Below are 16,496 nucleotides of genomic sequence, written 5' to 3' on the forward strand. Positions count from 1 at the left end.
AAAGTGAGGGTTTTCCATGTTCCATGTCGAAAAACAATCTGGAGATAAAGAAAAAGACTATCAGCTTCTGCTAAAACAGCTCGAAGCCATGACCGAAGACGAGACAGATCAAATTGCAAACTATGCAAATGCCTCAGCGCTTCTGTATCATTCTTTGCCTGAAGTAAACTGGGCTGGTTTCTATTTTGCCAAAGAAGAGGACGGACAGCTTGTGTTAGGGCCGTTCCAAGGTCTGCCGGCATGTGTTCGGATTCCTTTCGGCAGAGGCGTTTGCGGTACAGCGTATGCAAACGGAAAAGTGGAGCGTGTTGAGGATGTAAACGCGTTTCCGGGACATATCGCTTGCGATGCAGCGTCCCAATCAGAAATTGTGCTTCCGATTCATGTAGGCGGAAAAGTTGTCGGCGTCCTGGACATCGACAGCCCAGTGAAAAACCGTTTCGACGAAATTGATGAAAAATACTTATCACAATTTGCCGAAACGCTTGAAAAAGCGTTAGCACAGTAATATAAAAGCCCAAAACTGATATTGTTTTGGGCTTTTTTTATTTTATTGATTCGTGAATCATCAAGCGGTTTTTTCCGCTTCGTTTTGCGCTGTAGAGCGCTTCATCAGCCTCATGCACAAGCTCTTTCAGAGATTTTCTTTTTTCTGCCGTCCAGCAGGAGATGCCGCATGAAATGGTTACCTCGGGTTTCGTATTTTTTCTGACCGCATAAACCAATCGCTCAGTAATCCGTTTACCCACCGCAACCGGCACATTCGGCAAATAAATCGCCAGCTCTTCGCCTCCCCAGCGGGCGCCTACATCATGCTTTCGGATGTTGCTTTTAATCACCGAAGCGACTTGAATTAAAATCTCGTCCCCAGTCTGATGACCGTACGTATCATTTACATTCTTGAAATTATCAATATCTACAAGAATAAAGACACCCTTTTGGTGGATTTTCATGCTGTATTGAATTTTTTCATCTAAATACACCCTTGAATACAGTTCAGTCAGCTGATCTGTTTTCACGAGATGCTCAAGGCGGTCGCGGAGCATCGAATTGGTTACAGCCAGCGTTGCGTGATGAATCAGCGCTTGAAACAGCTTGTACATTTCAAATGTAAAAGCGTACAGTTCCTGTTTTAATAAAACCGCAAAGCCTAAAAGCCGGTCATTCTCAATCATCGGAGCGGCCATCAGCGAGCCGTAGCCGGCCTTTCCAAAAACAGACTGGCCATTTCCGATGAAAACCCCTTTTTCACCTTCATACAGCTTTTCTTTCAACTCATGATAAAAATCAGATGGCTTCGCTTCTTTAAAAAACACTGTGCTGCCAGGGAGCAATGTTAGCTTTTCAAAATGGTCTATATGAAAAAACCCCACTTCATCCGCCTGAAATGATTCTGCCATTCTCACAGCCAGATCATTCATCGTATCGGTCAATGTCAGCCTCTGATTCAGGCGGCGTGACGTTTCATTGATCAATTCCAAATTTGCGATGCTTGCTTTGGATTGTTCATAGAGCTGGGCATTTTCAAACGCTTTTCCCGCCGCGTTTGCGATCAGCGACATTTCATCAAGGTAGACGTCAGTAATCAAACTGCCGCCCGTTCCTTCAACCATCAACACACCGTACGTTCCCTGCTGTCCTTTGATCGGAATGTAGGCGGCTGATTCATTCTTCCGCAAAATATCCCCGGACAAATACACTTTGAGAGCAAAGGAATCGGATTTTTCCCCTTCCATATACAGTTCTTTTGCAGGAATACCTAAACATTGATCTTGGTCGTGCGAAATAAACAATGAAAACTCAAAAGGAGAAAACGTGCGGGTCAAGCTTTCTAAAAGCTGCTTCAGCACCTCTGTCTGATCAAGCAGTGAATGGAACAGCTCTGTCATTTTGTATATCTTTTTTTGATAGATCGTTTTGATATAGAGCCTTTCCTGTTTCATAGACTGGTTTAAAAATGAAACAACCACGTCCGCAAGCCCTTCAGGAATCTCTCCATCCTGCCTGCATGTAAGATGAAAGCGCCTGCCGGAGCCGTCCTCAATCATATAAAATGAAGCGTTTATTTTCGAAGCGGAAAAATGTAATTCATCATCTGCCAGTTTTGCCGCAGAGTCAGATGGTGACGGTGTAAGCGAAACACAAAGGGATGAAAAATAGGTTTGAATAGCCGAAGTCAGCCATATGAATGAGTCGGTGAATGTGACTTTTTCAGATTTGGTTAATAAAAAATCGAGCATATGATAATGAAAGGCGGATAATTGTTCTTTTGTTTGTTCTACCATGTTTTTATCACCTAAAAGTTTACCACTAATTTTTGTTTATTATATCATAAACAGCGAAGCAGTAATGGAGATATGGTTGACTTCAAAACAAATAAATTATATAATGACCTTTGTGTGAAATATTGCAGCCTTTTTGTTCAGCTTCTATGTTTTCATTTTGTTCCTTATCCATAAGGTGTATCGTGTAACTCTCTGCTGCTGGAGCGAGGATACATGAAAACAAAATGTACATGGTCGAATAGAGCAGACGGTTTTTATTTTCCACAAAAATAAAACCAAAGGAGGAGTCACATTATGGCTCGCTATACAGGTCCATCTTGGAAACTGTCCCGCCGTCTAGGAATCTCTCTTAGCGGTACAGGAAAAGAATTAGAAAAACGCCCTTACGCTCCAGGTCCACACGGTCCAGGACAACGTAAAAAATTATCAGAATACGGTTTGCAATTGCAAGAAAAGCAAAAGCTTCGTCACATGTACGGTGTAAACGAACGCCAATTCCGCACTTTGTTTGACAAAGCTGGCAAACTAGCTGGTAAACACGGTGAAAACTTCATGATTCTTTTAGATTCTCGTCTTGATAACGTTGTGTACAAGCTAGGTTTAGCACGTACTCGCCGTCAAGCTCGCCAGTTGGTTAACCACGGTCACATTCTTGTAGACGGAAGCCGCGTTGACATCCCGTCTTACCAAGTAAAACCTGGTCAAACAATCGGTGTTCGCGAAAAATCAAGAAACCTTTCTATCATCAAAGAATCTGTTGAAGTGAACAACTTCGTTCCTGAATACCTTACTTTCGATGCTGAAAAGCTTGAAGGTACTTTCACTCGTCTTCCTGAGCGTTCTGAACTTGCTCCGGAAATTAACGAAGCGCTTATCGTTGAGTTCTACTCTCGTTAATCGTTTTAAAAACCCCTGCCGCTATGCGGTCGGGGTTTTTTTATCGTCTGTTTCGTCTTTTGCCTCTTGCTGGCCAACACTATCTCGCGCCTGCTGCTCCCAATAATCCCGCTGCAGCCTTTCTTTTGCAATCGTAAACATGAGATTCACGGTGAGCGCTCCTTTCTGTTAAAAGGTGGTGATTGATCGTGTTTGCCCTATCTAATATACTCTTTTCCTGTCTTTCCTATGCGCTAAACAAAAAAAGATCCTTTGCCCTTAGCGGCAAAGGATTTTTTTCTTATTTATAAGTTACAAGGAAGTATTTTTTCTTCCCGCGGCGCAGGACAGTAAATTGGCCTTCGATGCGGTCTTCATCCGATAAGATATAATTCATTTCCGTCTGGCGTTCGCCGTTAATGTAAACAGCTCCGTTTTGAATGTCTTCACGGGCTTGGCGTTTAGATGGAGATAATTTAGATTGCACCAATACATCTACAAGTGATAGCTCTTGGCTGCTGTCAGCTTCCATAGATGGAACATCTTTAAAGCCGACTTTTACGTCTTGGGCAGAAAGCTCTTTAATATTGCCGCTGAACAACGCTTGGGAGATGTTGATAGCCTGCTCAAGCGCCTCACGTCCATGAACGAGCGCTGTCACTTCTTCTGCCAGGCGTTTTTGCGCTTCACGCTTTTCAGGCGCCGTTTCTGTTTTCTCAGCGTATACTTCAATTTCCTCTTTTGATAGGAACGTAAAGTATTTTAAGTATTTCACAACGTCACGGTCATCTGTGTTGATCCAGAATTGATAGAATTCATACGGCGATGTTTTTTCCTTATCAAGCCAGATGGCGCCGCCTTCCGTTTTTCCGAACTTCGTGCCGTCTGCTTTTGTGACAAGCGGAATGGTAAGGCCGAACGCTTTTGCTCCTTCTTCTTCTGATTTTCTGATCAGTTCAAGACCAGCTGTGATGTTGCCCCACTGATCGCTTCCGCCGATTTGCAGCTTACAGTTTTTGTCTCTGTACAGATTTAAGAAATCATAAGATTGAAGAATCATGTAGCTGAATTCCGTGTATGAAATGCCTGATTCAATTCTTGAGCTGACCGTGTCTTTTGCCAGCATGTAATTGATGCCGAAGTTTTTACCGACATCACGAAGGAAGTCGATCACATTCATTTTGCCGATCCAGTCAAAGTTGTTCGCGATGACAGCAGGATTTTCTGCAGCATCAAAATCCAGAAATCTGGACAGCTGGTTTTTGATTTTTTGGGACCATTCGGATACGATGTCAGCAGTATTTAATGTACGCTCCGCTTTTTTTCCGCTCGGATCGCCAATAAGGCCCGTCGCCCCGCCCACAAGCGCAATCGGATGATGCCCCGCAAGCTGGAAACGGCGAAGTGTTAAAATAGGCAGCAGGTGTCCGATATGCAAGCTGTCTGCTGTTGGATCAAAGCCTGAGTACAGGCGGATTTTTTCTTCATTCAGCTGTTTATTTAATCCCTCTTCATCCGTCATTTGCTGAATCAATCCGCGGAAGGATAAGTCTTCAAGTAAGTTTGTCATGAGATAAAGCTCCTTTTTTGTTAAAATAAAAACGCCCCTTCGTTTACACGAAGGGACGATTAATTATCGCGGTACCACCCTACTAATAAGAGAATGCAAACATTCGTCTTATCACTTTGCCTGATAACGGATCAGGTCCGTTCTTTCACTACTGAAAGCCTGGCCGGCTTTGTTTGCAAAAGCGGTTCATGAGTGTATTCGAGATATCCGTCTGTGCTGATTTTCACCGGCCATCAGCTCTCTGGAACGTAAGGATATTCTACTTGTCTCAATCTTTACCTTTTCATATGAAGCTATATCATTTTTAACATAAATAAAATCCCGTGTCAACGTCGCCTTTTAATCCTCCATCGTTGATAGATCTCCAGCCGGCAGATTGAGCTCCCACGCCTTCAGCACGCGTCTCATGATCTTTCCGCTCCGGGTTTTCGGAAGCTTATCTTTAAATTCAATTTCACGCGGAGCCGCATGGGCTGCAAGACCCTGTTTCACAAATAGGCGGATCTCTTCTTTCAGTTTATCGGACGGCTCAAACCCTTCTCTGAGTGCGATAAAAGCTTTAATGATTTCTCCCCGCACCGGATCGGGCTTTCCGATCACGCCTGCTTCTGCAATGGCCGGATGTTCGACAAGCTTGCTTTCCACTTCAAATGGGCCGACGCGCTCACCGGAGGTCATTATGACGTCATCAACTCTGCCTTGGAACCAGAAATACCCTTCATCATCCATATAAGCAGAATCACCAGACACATACCAGCCGCCCGGCATGAAATACGATTCGTACTTTTCAGGGTTATTCCAAATGGTATGCATCATGGAAGGCCAGCCCTTTTTAATGGCGAGATTGCCCATTCGGTACGGAGGAAGCTCGTTGCCCTGATTGTCAACGATTGCTGCCTCCACACCGGGAATCGGCTTACCCATTGAGCCTGGTTTGATATCCATGCAAGGATAGTTGCAGATGAGCTGACTGCCCGTTTCTGTCATCCACCATGTATCATGGATTCGCTTGTTAAAGACTTTGTGTCCCCATCTGATGACTTCCGGATTTAACGGTTCACCGACACTAAGCACATGCCGGAGTGATGTTAAATCATATTTTGCAGCCATCTCATCTCCCGCTCCCATCAGCATTCGAAACGCGGTCGGCGCGCTGTACCAGACGTTGACGCCAAGCTGCTCAATCGTTCCATACCAGCTTTCCGGGCTGAAACGGCCGCCAACGATGACATTTGTCGCTCCATTCAGCCACGGTGCAAAAATGCCGTATACCGTACCTGTCACCCAGCCCGGATCAGCTGTGCACCAGTAAATGTCTTCTTCCTTTAAATCAAGGACCCACTTTCCTGTCTGATATTGCTGAATCATCGCTTCATGGACATGAAGCACACCCTTTGGCGTTCCAGTGGACCCAGATGTATAGTGGAGCAGATAGCCGTCTTTTTTGTCCATCCATTCGATATCCAATCTTGTGCTCTCCTGTTTTGCCGCTTCATCATAATTGATGATGTTTGTGCCGCTCTCAGCCTCTCCGCCGACTACGAATATATGCTGTAAGTGAGGCAGTTGTTCAGCCGGTATTCTTTCCAGCAGCTCAGGCGTTGTGACAACAACCTTCGCCTCGCTGTTTTCAAGCCGGTCCTTCACCGCTCCCTCCATAAATGCTTCGAACAGCGGCCCGGCGATGGCGCCAATTTTGATAGCGCCAAGCATAATAAAATAAAGCTCGGGTGATCTCGGCATAAAGATAAAAACGCGGTCCCCTTTTTCCACATCTCCATACCGTTTCAGCACATTCCCGGCTCTGTTTGATTCTTCCTTCATTTCTTTAAATGTGTATTTTTCATCCCGGTTTGCGTCTTTATAATAAAGCGCTACTTTGTTTTTTCGAAACGATTCGGCATGACGGTCAATCGCTTCATACGCAGCATTTAGTTTCCCTGTCTCATGCCAGGAGAAATGTTTCTCTGCCTCGGCCCAATCAAAATGCCGGTACGTTTCTTCATAATTTTTTAAATGATAATCCCCTTCCACTGCTGGTAACGCTTTCAAATTCATGCCCAAACATCCCCCTTTGCTGAAGTTGTCACATTTATTATAGTATATATTCATATTCTTCTCAATTTTTAAAATATAAACCATGTTGAAAACGCTTTATAATTTGTTATTCTTAAAGAAGGCATGTATTTTTATAAGAATTGATGGGACGGTGGATCAGTGGAACATCATAAAACATACCATTCAGCAAACATCAAAACAGCAACCGGCTCCTTACTGATAGAAGGGCCTGTCTCTCCAGAGGATTTAGCAGGTTACGAGTTTCATAACGATTTAACCGCATTTCGCCCGCCCCGTGAGCAGCATGAAGCACTAGTCGATATTGCAGGCCTTCCCGAAGGACGCATTATTATTGCCAGAGATGGCCGAACCATTGTCGGCTATGTGACGTATTTATATCCTGACCCGCTCGAAAGATGGTCTGAAGGAAATATGGAGGATTTGCTTGAGCTCGGTGCCATCGAGGTTGCGCCGGCCTATCGGGGATGTTCTGTCGGAAAGACGCTTCTGACCGTCAGCATGATGGATGAACAAATGGAAAACTATATCGTGATGACGACGGAATATTACTGGCATTGGGATTTAAAAGGGATGAAAAAAGATGTGTGGGAATACAGAAAGATTATGGAAAAGATGATGAATGCAGGCGGATTGGTCTGGTTTGCAACGGATGAGCCGGAGATCAGCTCCCACCCTGCAAACTGTCTGATGGCCCGCATCGGAAAAAACGTCAGCCAAGAATCAATTGAACAATTTGACAGGCTCCGTTTTTATCATCGTTATATGTATTAACTGACACTGACAAAGGGGAAAAAATAATGATTGTTGAGCAAATCATGAAAAGGGATGTCATTACATTAACGAAGATGGATACGCTTGAAACAGCAATATGCAAACTGAAGGAGTTCCATATCAGGCATCTGCCTGTTGTAGACGAAGACCGCCATGTGATCGGCATGATTACAGACAGAGACATGAAACAGGCCAGCCCGAGTATTTTTGAAGAAAGCAAACGGAGCCGATTTCTCACACGAAGCGTAGATTCAATTATGAAAAAAGATATCGTCTGCGCCCACCCGTTAGATTTTGTCGAAGAAATATCTGTTGTGTTCTACGAGCATGGAATCGGCTGTCTCCCAGTGGTGCAGCATCAAAAATTAGTAGGCATTTTGACAAAAACCGATTTGCTGCGGACGTTTGTCAAATTGACAGGAGCTGACCAGCCGGGATCGCAAATCGAAATAAAAGTAAACGACATCACCAAAAGCCTCGCGGAGATCAGCAGTCTTTGCCAAGACCTCCAAGTGAAAATATTAAGCGTGCTTGTTTATCCGCATGATGATCCCGGTGTAAAAGTGCTTGTCTTCCGTGTAAAAACGATGAATCCGCTGCCGTTTTTGCAGGCATTACAAAGAAATGGGCACCACGTCATATGGCCGTCAGAGCAAAGGGATCTGCTATGAGAGACAGTGTATTTATCTATTCTCCATCGTATCAAACCTATATGTTTCATCAAGAACATCCATTTAATCAGCAGCGGGTTCTGTTAACATACGATTTGCTCAAAATGATCAATGCCTTTGATGATGGAGACATTATCAGTCCCAGACTCGCGGAAGAAGAGGAGCTCGCTCTTGTCCATACGGACGATTACATTCAGGCGGTCAAGCTTGCGGGCGCGGGAAAGCTTCCCGCTGAAGAAGGAGAAAGCTACGGGCTCGGCACAGAAGATACACCTGTCTTTGCCGGCATGCACGAAGCGGCATCACTCTTAGTCGGCGGCACCTTAACGGCCGCAGACTGGGTGATGTCAGGACAAGCCCTGCATGCCGCCAACCTTGGAGGAGGCCTACATCACGGCTTTCGGGGAAGAGCTTCAGGGTTTTGCATATACAACGACAGCGCTGTGGCGATTCAATATATCCAGAAAAAATACAGAGCCAGGGTGCTATATATTGATACGGACGCCCACCATGGAGACGGTGTGCAATTTACGTTTTACGATAACCCTGACGTATGCACGCTGTCCATTCATGAGACAGGAAGGTATTTATTCCCCGGAACCGGCCAGATTCAGGAAAAAGGCAGCGGAAAAGGATATGGCTATTCCTTTAATATCCCGCTTGACGCTTTTACAGAGGATGATTCTTTTCTTGAGGCTTACCAGACAGCGGCTTCCGAAGTAGCCGCTTATTTCCATCCGGATGTCATTATCAGCCAAAACGGCGCCGATGCCCATTACTATGACCCGCTGACGCATTTATCTGCAACAATCAACATATACGAAGAAATTCCCCGGCTTGCACACACTTTAGCGCACCAGTATTGCGAAGGAAGATGGATTGCAGTGGGAGGCGGCGGCTATGATATTTGGCGTGTTGTGCCCCGTGCCTGGGCCAGGATATGGCTTGAGATGAAGGGAATTGATCCGGGAGACGATATCCCGCCGGAATGGATCGCTAAATGGCAAAAACAATGCCCCGTCACCCTTCCGTCCACCTGGAGAGATCCAGCCGATTTATATCCTCCGATTCCCCGCAAGCCAGAAATTACAGAAAAAAATGCACAAACCGTCAGCAAAGCATTATATGCGATACGATCTGAGCAGCAGCAAAGAACAAAATAAAAAACGACCTTTACAAAGAGGTCGTTTTTTATTTTTTGATGACGATTTCCACACGCCGGTTTTCCTTCATGTGTTCGTTTGTCTTGTTATCCTTTACAGGCTTTGTATCTGCATAACCGACAGCGATAAAGCGCTTGGAGGGAAGTTTTTCTTTTGATGTGAAATATTGAATAACTCCGCTCGCCCGCGCTGCCGACAGCTCCCAGTTAGACGGGTATCGGTATGTCGAAATGTTTCGGCTGTCTGTATGGCCCTCCACCTGAATGTCATTTGGAATGGTTTGAAGAAGAACAGCAATTTGGTGAAGAAGTGTTTCAGCATTTTTCAGCACCTTTGCCTCACCTGAATCAAACAGCACAGCCTCCTGCAGAACGAGCACGACACCGCGTTCATCCCGTTTGGCTGTCATTTGGGTCTTCAAATGATTGTCTTTTATATATGTATTTACTTTCTTGAGAAGCTGATCCTGCTGATCCTCTTGCTTCTTCGCATCGGCTGGCGAGGTACCCTTTTTTTCTATGGACGTTTGGCCAGGCTGGAGCCCGCCGCCTTCCTTTTGGATCGAATCAACTGCAGCTTTAAATTTTTGCAGATCGATTTGGGACATGGAAAAAAGTAAAATAAAGAACACAAGGATCAAAGTGATCAAATCTGAAAAGGTGACCATCCAGTTTGATGAAGAATGGCTGTTTTTCCCGCTTCCATTCCTTCTTTCAAAACGTTCTCTTCTAAGCTTCATGTACAGATCCCTTTTTTGTTTTTACTTGATTTGGCTGCTTCTGCCATTCTTCCCGGGAGCTGAAAACGACAAGCTGGCTTTCGAGATTGCGCGGGTTTTTTCCGGATTGGATTCCGATAATACCTTCCACCATTACCTGCTTGATGAAGATTTCACTTTCTGTTTTTTCTTCGAGCTTAGCAGCAATCGGGTTGAAGACCATGTTTGCCAGTAATGAACCGTATAAGGTCGTCAGAAGCGCAATGGCCATATTCGGTCCAAGCATATGTGGATCATTTAAGTTTTTGAGCATCAACACGAGCCCGACGAGTGTTCCGATCATTCCCCATGCCGGAGCGAATTCCCCCGCTTTTTCAAAAACACGCCGTCCTTTGCGGTGCCGTTCCTCCATTGCTGCGATTTCTGAATCCATGACGAGCCGAATCGTTTCTTCATCCCAGCCGTCAATCGCTAAAAGCAGCCCTTTTTTCAAGAACGGATCTTTGATTTCCCGAGCCTGATCATCCAATGATAAAAGCCCGTGTTTACGCGCGTGATCGGAAAGAGAGACAAAGGTTTTCACAAGATCTTTCACATTGTCTTCCTGGCGGATAAATGCCTGCTTTAACACAGAGGGCGCTTTTTTCAGCTCTCTCGGCGGAAAACTGATAAAAACAGCGGCGCATAGTCCCCCTGTTACGATGAAGAAAGAGGTCAGATCAAGAAAAGAGCGGAAACCGCTTACTCCCGATCCCGAGATAATCCCGATAACAATAATAATCGTCCCTAACACAAAACCAACAGGTGTAAGATAATCAAAACGTTTCATCATTTCTCCCCATGAAAAAAGCAAGAATTCACCTTAGAGGTGAAGCTTGCTCTCTTGTTTTTCTTATGACTTGGTTGACTTTCTTAGCTCTATACGGTGCGGCAGTTCGACGATATGCTCTTCAACCGGCTCTTTATTCATGAGCTTCGTCAGCAGTCTCATCGCAACGGCACCAATATCGTATGTCGGCTGAACAACCGTTGAAAGCTGCGGACGAACCATGAGGCTTAATCTCGTATTGTCAAAGCCGATAATCTCTAGGTCCTCAGGAATGGATAGGCCTTGATCCTGAGCCGCATGGATAATGCCGAGTGCCATTTCATCAGTTGCAGAAAGAATAGCTGTCGGTTTTTTGTCAAGGCTCATCAGATGCTGCAGCGCTTCAAGTCCGGAATCATATGTGTAATCCCCTTCAGCGACAAATTGTTCATTAAACGGCAGGTTCGCGTCTTCAAGCGCACGTTTGTAGCCTTGCAGTTTTTTTGAACGGTTGATCGGTTCTGTCATAGGACCGGATACGAATGCGATATCTGTATGCCCTTTATCAACCAATAACTTCACTGCATCATAAATCGCCTGTTCGTAATCGATGGCGACTGACGGTGTTTCCTCCTGCTCTTCTACAGAAGCGGCAAGTACAATCGGCACTGGGGAACGCTTAAATTCCGCAACATGCTCGTCCGTAATGTTTCCGCCCATAAACACGATGCCGTCCACTTGTTTGCCGAGCATTGTGTTTAACAGGTGCAGCTCTTTCTCCATGTTTTGGTCAGAGTTGCTCAAAATAATGTTGTATTTATACATTGTCGCGATATCTTCAATCCCGCGCGCAAGCTCTGAATAGAAAATGCTTGAGATATCAGGAATGATGACACCTACAGTTGTTGTTTTTTTGCTTGCCAGCCCTCTTGCCACCGCGTTTGGACGGTAGCCGAGACGGTCAATGGCTTCCAAGACTTTTTTCCGCGTTGTCGGTTTTACATTCGGGTTGCCGTTCACGACACGGGAAACGGTTGCCATGCTTACATTAGCTTCTCTCGCTACGTCGTAGATCGTAATATTGCTCATCCTAAAACCACTCCTTTTACTGGATACACTTATCCTTATCTATAGCATAAACACTTTATGTAGAGAAATGTCATAATGTCCGAAATTATGTCGTTTATGTTTTGTAAGCGTAAGTCAGTAGTGTACATTATTTTTCATTATTCATCAAATTTAAATACTTCTCATGAAATTATACACGTTTTTATAGATGATGAAAACGTATACTTGGATTTTATAACTAATTAAACGAGAAAGCATAAAAAAAGGCCGCAGACGCGGCCTTTTGGATTATTCAATTAAACGTTGACTTTTACCATAGGTTTCAGTTCATTCAGCCATTTTTCGAATTCAGGAATCGCCATTTGCTGAGCAGAGTCAGATAGTGCGACTGACGGATCAGGGTGAACCTCAGCCATTACGCCGTCTGCACCGATCGCTAAAGCAGCTTTAGCTGTCGGAAGCAAGAGGTCGCGGCGGCCAGTTGAATGCGTAACATCAACAAAGACAGGCAAATGCGTTTCTTGTTTCAAAATCGGCACGGCAGAAATATCCAGTGTATTTCTTGTTGCTGTTTCGTATGTTCTGATACCGCGCTCACAAAGGATAATTTGGTCATTTCCTTGTGACATGATGTATTCAGCAGCATTGATGAATTCAGAGATCGTTGCAGCAAGTCCGCGCTTCAGAAGCACTGGCTTTTTCACTGCGCCGGCCGCTTTCAGCAACTCGAAGTTTTGCATATTGCGCGCTCCGATTTGAATGACATCAATGTAGTCCAGCGCTTCTTCGATATGAGCCGGAGTTACGATTTCACTGATCACTGCCAGGTCAAATTCTTCCGCTACACGTTTTAAGATTTGAAGGCCTTCAACACCAAGCCCTTGGAAATCGTATGGGCTCGTACGAGGCTTAAAGGCTCCTCCGCGCAAAATTTTAATTCCTTGTTTTTTCGCAGCTGCAGCCACTTCAGCCACCTGCTCGTAGCTCTCTACCGCACATGGGCCGACAATGAATCTTTGCTGGCCGTCCCCGATTTTTTCACCTTTGATATCTACAATTGTATCTTCAGGTTTTTTCTTACGGGAGACAAGCAGCGCTTTGCTGTGATCTTCTTCCTGAAGCTCTAAACCGGCTTTGAATATCTCTTTAAAAATGTGCTGGATGGTAGAATTTTCGAACGGCCCGTCATTGTTTTCAATGATATTGTTTAACATTGTGCGTTCTCTGACAGGATCAAATCGGTTAACACCCTGTGCTTCCTTCGCTTTACCGATCTCTTTTACAACATTTCCGCGTTCGTTGATTAATTTTAAAATTTGTAGGTTTAATTCGTCTGCTTTCTGCCTTAAAAGCTCTAACTCTGTGTTGCTCATTTTTTTCATCCTTTCCCTGCACATTCATTTTTTATTTTGTAGTTATCATGCATCTTACTATAAGTAATTCCAAATGGAAATACTGAAATACAAAAAATTTTATAAAAACTCTACTTTATTACCCAAACGCTTTTAAGTGATAAAGTAATCTATGAAGTTATCCTACATGATGTGAGGGCAATGTTCAAGGGTTTTTTCAAAAAAAAAGCGCCAGAATGTATCTGGACGCTTTTTTCTATGATAAATGCTGCTCAATGGCCGCTTCTGTAATTTGTGAATGTGAGGTATGCCATTTCACTTCACCGTTTTGGATGACGAAAACCTGAGGGCTTTCGTGCTTTACGCTGTATGTTTCTGCGATGAAATTTGACAGCGGCCGGGCTTCTTGTACTTGCAGATAATAAGCCGGCACATCCTCATGCTGATTTGCAAAGGCATCAAACTCATGAAATGCTGCCTGGCTGATCGGGCATGTGATGCTGTGTTTAAAGAAGACGAAAGTGCCTTCCTGTTCTGCAATCCGTTTAAATTCTTCCTCAGATTGAATAAGCTGTTTTGCCATGACTCAAGCTCTTCCTTCCCTGCTTAGCGATTGATATGCTCAGCCTGTTTTTGTGCATCTTTCAGTTCGTCTTTTACATCCTCTTTCGTTTGGAGGACTTGATCTTTTGTTTCATCGGCCGCCTGCATCGCTTCTTCTCTCATCTCTTGCATATCAGTTGATGAATCTGTTTTTGCAGATTTGGAACGATCTCTTAAATCCTTCACCTTGTTCATGATCTGTCCTGACTGATCTGCTACAAGCTGTGTGATGTTGGATGTTTTGTCTTTTGCGATACTGACATATTGCGTGCCTTTTTCCTTTGCATCTGCCGTCATTTTGTCAGTTTTATCTCGTAAAGCAACAGCTTGGCTGCCGAGATCGTCGCGAAGTTCTTTGCCTGATTTAGGCGCTAGAAAAAGAGCGGTAGTGGCACCGATGATTCCCCCGATTAAAGTTCCGATTAAAAAATCTTTACTATTAATTCCATCTTTGCTCATCATTATTCCTCCTCATAGTTTTTTTTTCTCTTAGAGAGTTGATTTTTTTCTTAGTTTCCATTTCTCCCAAATTTCCATTGCTGCTTGGCTCCATGTGACAACTTGATTGATCTTGTCTTGATTTTCTCTTACTGATGCCGATACAGACCCTGCCGCCTGTTTCATGGATGTATTGAACTGCTGTACAGAAGTTCCAACCCCTTGAACAGCATGAACGACCGTGTTCAGCTTTTCTGATTTTTCCTGAATATCTTCAGCCAGGCGGTTGGTCTTATGTAACAGCTCGGCTGTTTCAGTTGTGATGCCTTTCATTTGTCCCTCCAGCCCTTCGAGAGTGGATGCGACGTGTTTTAGTGTCAGCTGCAGTGACTTCAATGTTTTAGACAAGTAGATCACTAACACCAGAAATGCGACTGCGATGAGTGCAACGCTTAAATAAAGAATAATAATCATCTCAAACCTCCTTGCTGCAGGATATACTGCTGTTTACCCGTTTTCTTAAATCATAAACATGTGTACTGGGCTGTATACATATTATTCTCCATTATGTAAGAAAATCCTTTAACAAGCTTTTCCATCAGATAAATAAAAAGCAGTGAGATCACTGCTTTTTATTATGCCATGACGTTTTCGTAGGCTCTCATATATTTTTGGATATCTCCTGCTCCCATAAAGATGAGAACGGCTTTTTCATGAGCTTTTAAAACAGATGTGTCATCTTCTTCAATCAGCTTAGCATTATGAATTTTTCCCTGCAGGTCGCCGATTGTCAGCTTTCCTGCATTCTCCCGGGCTGAGCCGAAAATATCACATAGATACACACAGTCAGCCCCGCTCAGGCTTTCTGCGAAATCGTCAAGGAATTGCTGCGTCCGCGTAAATGTATGAGGCTGAAATACCGCGACGATTTCACGATCAGGGTATTTCTGTCTTGCCGCCTCAATCGTCACTTTTATTTCTGTCGGGTGATGAGCGTAGTCATCTATCAGCACTTGATCCCCGAGCTGCTTCTCATTGAATCTGCGTTTGACGCCGCCGAATGATTTGAGGGCATGCTTAATGATGCTGGAATCAATTTCTTCATAATGGCATAACGCAATGACCGCCAATGAGTTTAATACATTGTGGTTGCCGTACGCAGGAATATAAAACGTATCATAGAATGTATTGCGTACAAATACATCGAAAGTTGTCCCTTCCGTGCTTTTAACGATGTTTCTGGCTTGAAAATCATTTTCTTCCCCCGTGCCGTAATATACAACAGGTACGTTCGCATGGATTTTCGGCAGATGCTCATCGTCTCCGCAGGCAATAATTCCTTTGTTGACTTGCAGAGCCATCTCTTGGAAAGCGTCAAACACATCGTCAATGCTTGAGAAGTAATCAGGATGATCAAAATCAATATTTGTCATGATCGCGTAGTCTGGCTGATAGCTTAAGAAATGGCGGCGATATTCGCACGCTTCAAACACAAAGTATTCGCTGTTTTCATTTCCCTGGCCTGTTCCGTCCCCAATTAAGAAAGAGGTCGGTTTTGCGTTTTGGATCACATGAGCCAGCAGACCCGTAGTCGACGTTTTGCCGTGTGCGCCCGTAACGGCAACACTAGTGAATTTTTTCATGTAGTCGCCTAAAAACTTATGATAACGTATCACCGGAATTCCGTCAGACATGGCTTTTTCAATTTCAGGATGCGTGTCTGGGAATGCGTTTCCGGCGATGACTGTCATGCCGGGTTTGATATTATCCGCGCTAAAAGGAAGAATCGTAATATTTCTTTTTTCAAGCGCTGTTTGCGTAAAAATAAATTTTTCGATATCCGATCCTTGGACAGTATATCCATTATCATGAAGTATTTGGGCAAGCGGACTCATACCGGTCCCTTTTATTCCAACAAAATGATAAACAGTCATAATTGTACCTCCAACAAACGTCTATCTGTTCCCCAGTATATGACGCTCATTTCAATTTGCGACCGCGGCGGCTGAAAAGCCCCCTTTTGCGGCGTATTTTATATGTTTTGTTATATTTAGTATCCGGTTATTTCTTTCCGATTAAACCTAGATATCAGGA

At 44.2% G+C, this 16,496-nt stretch carries 17 protein-coding genes and 1 other annotated feature; of the genes, 5 read left to right on the forward strand and 12 right to left on the reverse strand.

From position 1 onward, the window contains the following. Nucleotides 1–16: 16 nt before the first annotated feature. The gene (locus AC0C66_RS07455; RefSeq protein ID WP_014114784.1) at nt 17–508 is read left to right on the forward strand and encodes a GAF domain-containing protein; all 492 of its coding nucleotides are present in this window, start codon (nt 17–19) and stop codon (nt 506–508) included. Nucleotides 509–545: 37 nt separating this feature from the next. Here AC0C66_RS07455 and AC0C66_RS07460 read toward each other — a convergent pair whose 3' ends face one another. Next, a complete protein-coding gene (locus AC0C66_RS07460; protein WP_461845652.1) occupies nt 546–2,285 on the reverse strand; it encodes a diguanylate cyclase domain-containing protein in 1,740 nt (579 codons plus the stop codon). A gap of 294 nt (nt 2,286–2,579) precedes the next feature. Between AC0C66_RS07460 and rpsD the strand changes: the two genes are divergently transcribed. Beyond that, nucleotides 2,580–3,182 (forward strand): 30S ribosomal protein S4, encoded by a 603-nt coding sequence (rpsD, locus tag AC0C66_RS07465; RefSeq protein ID WP_003223474.1) that lies wholly within the window; start codon nt 2,580–2,582, stop codon nt 3,180–3,182. Nucleotides 3,183–3,203: 21 nt separating this feature from the next. On the opposite strand, the gene sr7p is transcribed toward rpsD, so the two are convergent. The 3 genes from sr7p to acsA all read right to left on the reverse strand — a co-directional run bounded on the left by sr7p (nt 3,204) and on the right by acsA (nt 6,789). Beyond that, nucleotides 3,204–3,332, reverse strand: a complete 129-nt coding sequence (gene sr7p / locus AC0C66_RS07470) for a small protein SR7P (RefSeq protein ID WP_014114787.1) — start codon at nt 3,330–3,332, stop codon at nt 3,204–3,206. Between the two features lie 130 nt (nt 3,333–3,462). Beyond that, on the reverse strand, nt 3,463–4,731 hold the full coding sequence (tyrS, locus tag AC0C66_RS07475; protein WP_461845653.1) for a tyrosine--tRNA ligase: 1,269 nt from the start codon (nt 4,729–4,731) through the stop codon (nt 3,463–3,465). 48 nt (nt 4,732–4,779) lie between these two features. Continuing rightward, nucleotides 4,780–5,016 (reverse strand) — a binding site (T-box leader). Between the two features lie 54 nt (nt 5,017–5,070). Next, entirely contained in the window at nt 5,071–6,789 is a 1,719-nt protein-coding gene (gene acsA, locus AC0C66_RS07480) for an acetate--CoA ligase (RefSeq protein ID WP_461845654.1), read from the reverse strand. Between the two features lie 159 nt (nt 6,790–6,948). Here acsA and acuA point away from each other — a divergent pair, with 159 nt between their 5' ends. The 3 genes from acuA to AC0C66_RS07495 are packed head-to-tail and all read left to right on the forward strand — an operon-like array spanning nt 6,949 to nt 9,415. Further along, a complete protein-coding gene (gene acuA, locus AC0C66_RS07485) occupies nt 6,949–7,581 on the forward strand; it encodes an acetoin utilization protein acetyltransferase AcuA (RefSeq protein ID WP_014114790.1) in 633 nt (210 codons plus the stop codon). 26 nt (nt 7,582–7,607) lie between these two features. Beyond that, nucleotides 7,608–8,252, forward strand: a complete 645-nt coding sequence (locus tag AC0C66_RS07490; RefSeq protein ID WP_072182010.1) for an acetoin utilization AcuB family protein — start codon at nt 7,608–7,610, stop codon at nt 8,250–8,252. Continuing rightward, complete coding sequence (locus AC0C66_RS07495; RefSeq protein ID WP_041521040.1) at nt 8,249–9,415, forward strand: acetoin utilization protein AcuC; 1,167 nt, start codon at nt 8,249–8,251, stop codon at nt 9,413–9,415. Before AC0C66_RS07490 ends, AC0C66_RS07495 begins: the two co-directional genes overlap by 4 nt. Nucleotides 9,416–9,443: 28 nt before the next feature. On the opposite strand, the gene motS is transcribed toward AC0C66_RS07495, so the two are convergent. The 8 genes from motS to murC all read right to left on the reverse strand — a co-directional run bounded on the left by motS (nt 9,444) and on the right by murC (nt 16,336). After that, nucleotides 9,444–10,154, reverse strand: a complete 711-nt coding sequence (motS, locus tag AC0C66_RS07500; protein WP_014114793.1) for a flagellar motor protein MotS — start codon at nt 10,152–10,154, stop codon at nt 9,444–9,446. Then, nucleotides 10,144–10,962 (reverse strand): flagellar motor protein MotP, encoded by an 819-nt coding sequence (gene motP, locus AC0C66_RS07505; RefSeq protein WP_072182024.1) that lies wholly within the window; start codon nt 10,960–10,962, stop codon nt 10,144–10,146. The genes motS and motP overlap by 11 nt, the downstream gene beginning before the upstream one ends. Before the next feature lie 63 nt (nt 10,963–11,025). Then, nucleotides 11,026–12,030 (reverse strand): catabolite control protein A, encoded by a 1,005-nt coding sequence (gene ccpA / locus AC0C66_RS07510; protein WP_041521041.1) that lies wholly within the window; start codon nt 12,028–12,030, stop codon nt 11,026–11,028. A gap of 275 nt (nt 12,031–12,305) precedes the next feature. Further along, nucleotides 12,306–13,382 (reverse strand): bifunctional 3-deoxy-7-phosphoheptulonate synthase/chorismate mutase, encoded by a 1,077-nt coding sequence (locus AC0C66_RS07515; RefSeq protein WP_072182008.1) that lies wholly within the window; start codon nt 13,380–13,382, stop codon nt 12,306–12,308. 235 nt (nt 13,383–13,617) lie between these two features. After that, nucleotides 13,618–13,944, reverse strand: coding sequence for a bacillithiol system redox-active protein YtxJ (gene ytxJ, locus AC0C66_RS07520; protein WP_014114796.1), 327 nt, complete (start codon nt 13,942–13,944; stop codon nt 13,618–13,620). A gap of 23 nt (nt 13,945–13,967) precedes the next feature. Further along, nucleotides 13,968–14,423: a YtxH domain-containing protein gene (locus tag AC0C66_RS07525; protein WP_014114797.1), complete on the reverse strand. Its 456-nt coding sequence runs from the start codon at nt 14,421–14,423 to the stop codon at nt 13,968–13,970. Nucleotides 14,424–14,453: 30 nt separating this feature from the next. Further along, on the reverse strand, nt 14,454–14,876 hold the full coding sequence (locus tag AC0C66_RS07530; RefSeq protein WP_014114798.1) for a DUF948 domain-containing protein: 423 nt from the start codon (nt 14,874–14,876) through the stop codon (nt 14,454–14,456). A 161-nt stretch (nt 14,877–15,037) separates the two neighbouring features. Then, nucleotides 15,038–16,336, reverse strand: a complete 1,299-nt coding sequence (gene murC / locus AC0C66_RS07535; protein WP_014114799.1) for a UDP-N-acetylmuramate--L-alanine ligase — start codon at nt 16,334–16,336, stop codon at nt 15,038–15,040. Nucleotides 16,337–16,496: the final 160 nt, after the last annotated feature.

It is taken from the genome of Bacillus sp. VA13, assembly GCF_055710085.1.

Coding starts and splice junctions, on each gene's coding strand:
- AC0C66_RS07515 (WP_072182008.1), bottom strand. CDS start 13,382: ATGAGCAACACAGAGTTAGAGCTTTTAAGGCAGAAAGCAGACGAATTA.
- rpsD (WP_003223474.1), top strand. CDS start 2,580: ATGGCTCGCTATACAGGTCCATCTTGGAAACTGTCCCGCCGTCTAGGA.
- AC0C66_RS07525 (WP_014114797.1), bottom strand. CDS start 14,423: ATGAGCAAAGATGGAATTAATAGTAAAGATTTTTTAATCGGAACTTTA.
- AC0C66_RS07495 (WP_041521040.1), top strand. CDS start 8,249: ATGAGAGACAGTGTATTTATCTATTCTCCATCGTATCAAACCTATATG.
- murC (WP_014114799.1), bottom strand. CDS start 16,336: ATGACTGTTTATCATTTTGTTGGAATAAAAGGGACCGGTATGAGTCCG.
- AC0C66_RS07455 (WP_014114784.1), top strand. CDS start 17: ATGTTCCATGTCGAAAAACAATCTGGAGATAAAGAAAAAGACTATCAG.
- AC0C66_RS07530 (WP_014114798.1), bottom strand. CDS start 14,876: ATGATTATTATTCTTTATTTAAGCGTTGCACTCATCGCAGTCGCATTT.
- ccpA (WP_041521041.1), bottom strand. CDS start 12,030: ATGAGCAATATTACGATCTACGACGTAGCGAGAGAAGCTAATGTAAGC.
- AC0C66_RS07490 (WP_072182010.1), top strand. CDS start 7,608: ATGATTGTTGAGCAAATCATGAAAAGGGATGTCATTACATTAACGAAG.
- motS (WP_014114793.1), bottom strand. CDS start 10,154: ATGAAGCTTAGAAGAGAACGTTTTGAAAGAAGGAATGGAAGCGGGAAA.
- acsA (WP_461845654.1), bottom strand. CDS start 6,789: ATGAATTTGAAAGCGTTACCAGCAGTGGAAGGGGATTATCATTTAAAA.
- tyrS (WP_461845653.1), bottom strand. CDS start 4,731: ATGACAAACTTACTTGAAGACTTATCCTTCCGCGGATTGATTCAGCAA.
- motP (WP_072182024.1), bottom strand. CDS start 10,962: ATGAAACGTTTTGATTATCTTACACCTGTTGGTTTTGTGTTAGGGACG.
- AC0C66_RS07460 (WP_461845652.1), bottom strand. CDS start 2,285: ATGGTAGAACAAACAAAAGAACAATTATCCGCCTTTCATTATCATATG.
- ytxJ (WP_014114796.1), bottom strand. CDS start 13,944: ATGGCAAAACAGCTTATTCAATCTGAGGAAGAATTTAAACGGATTGCA.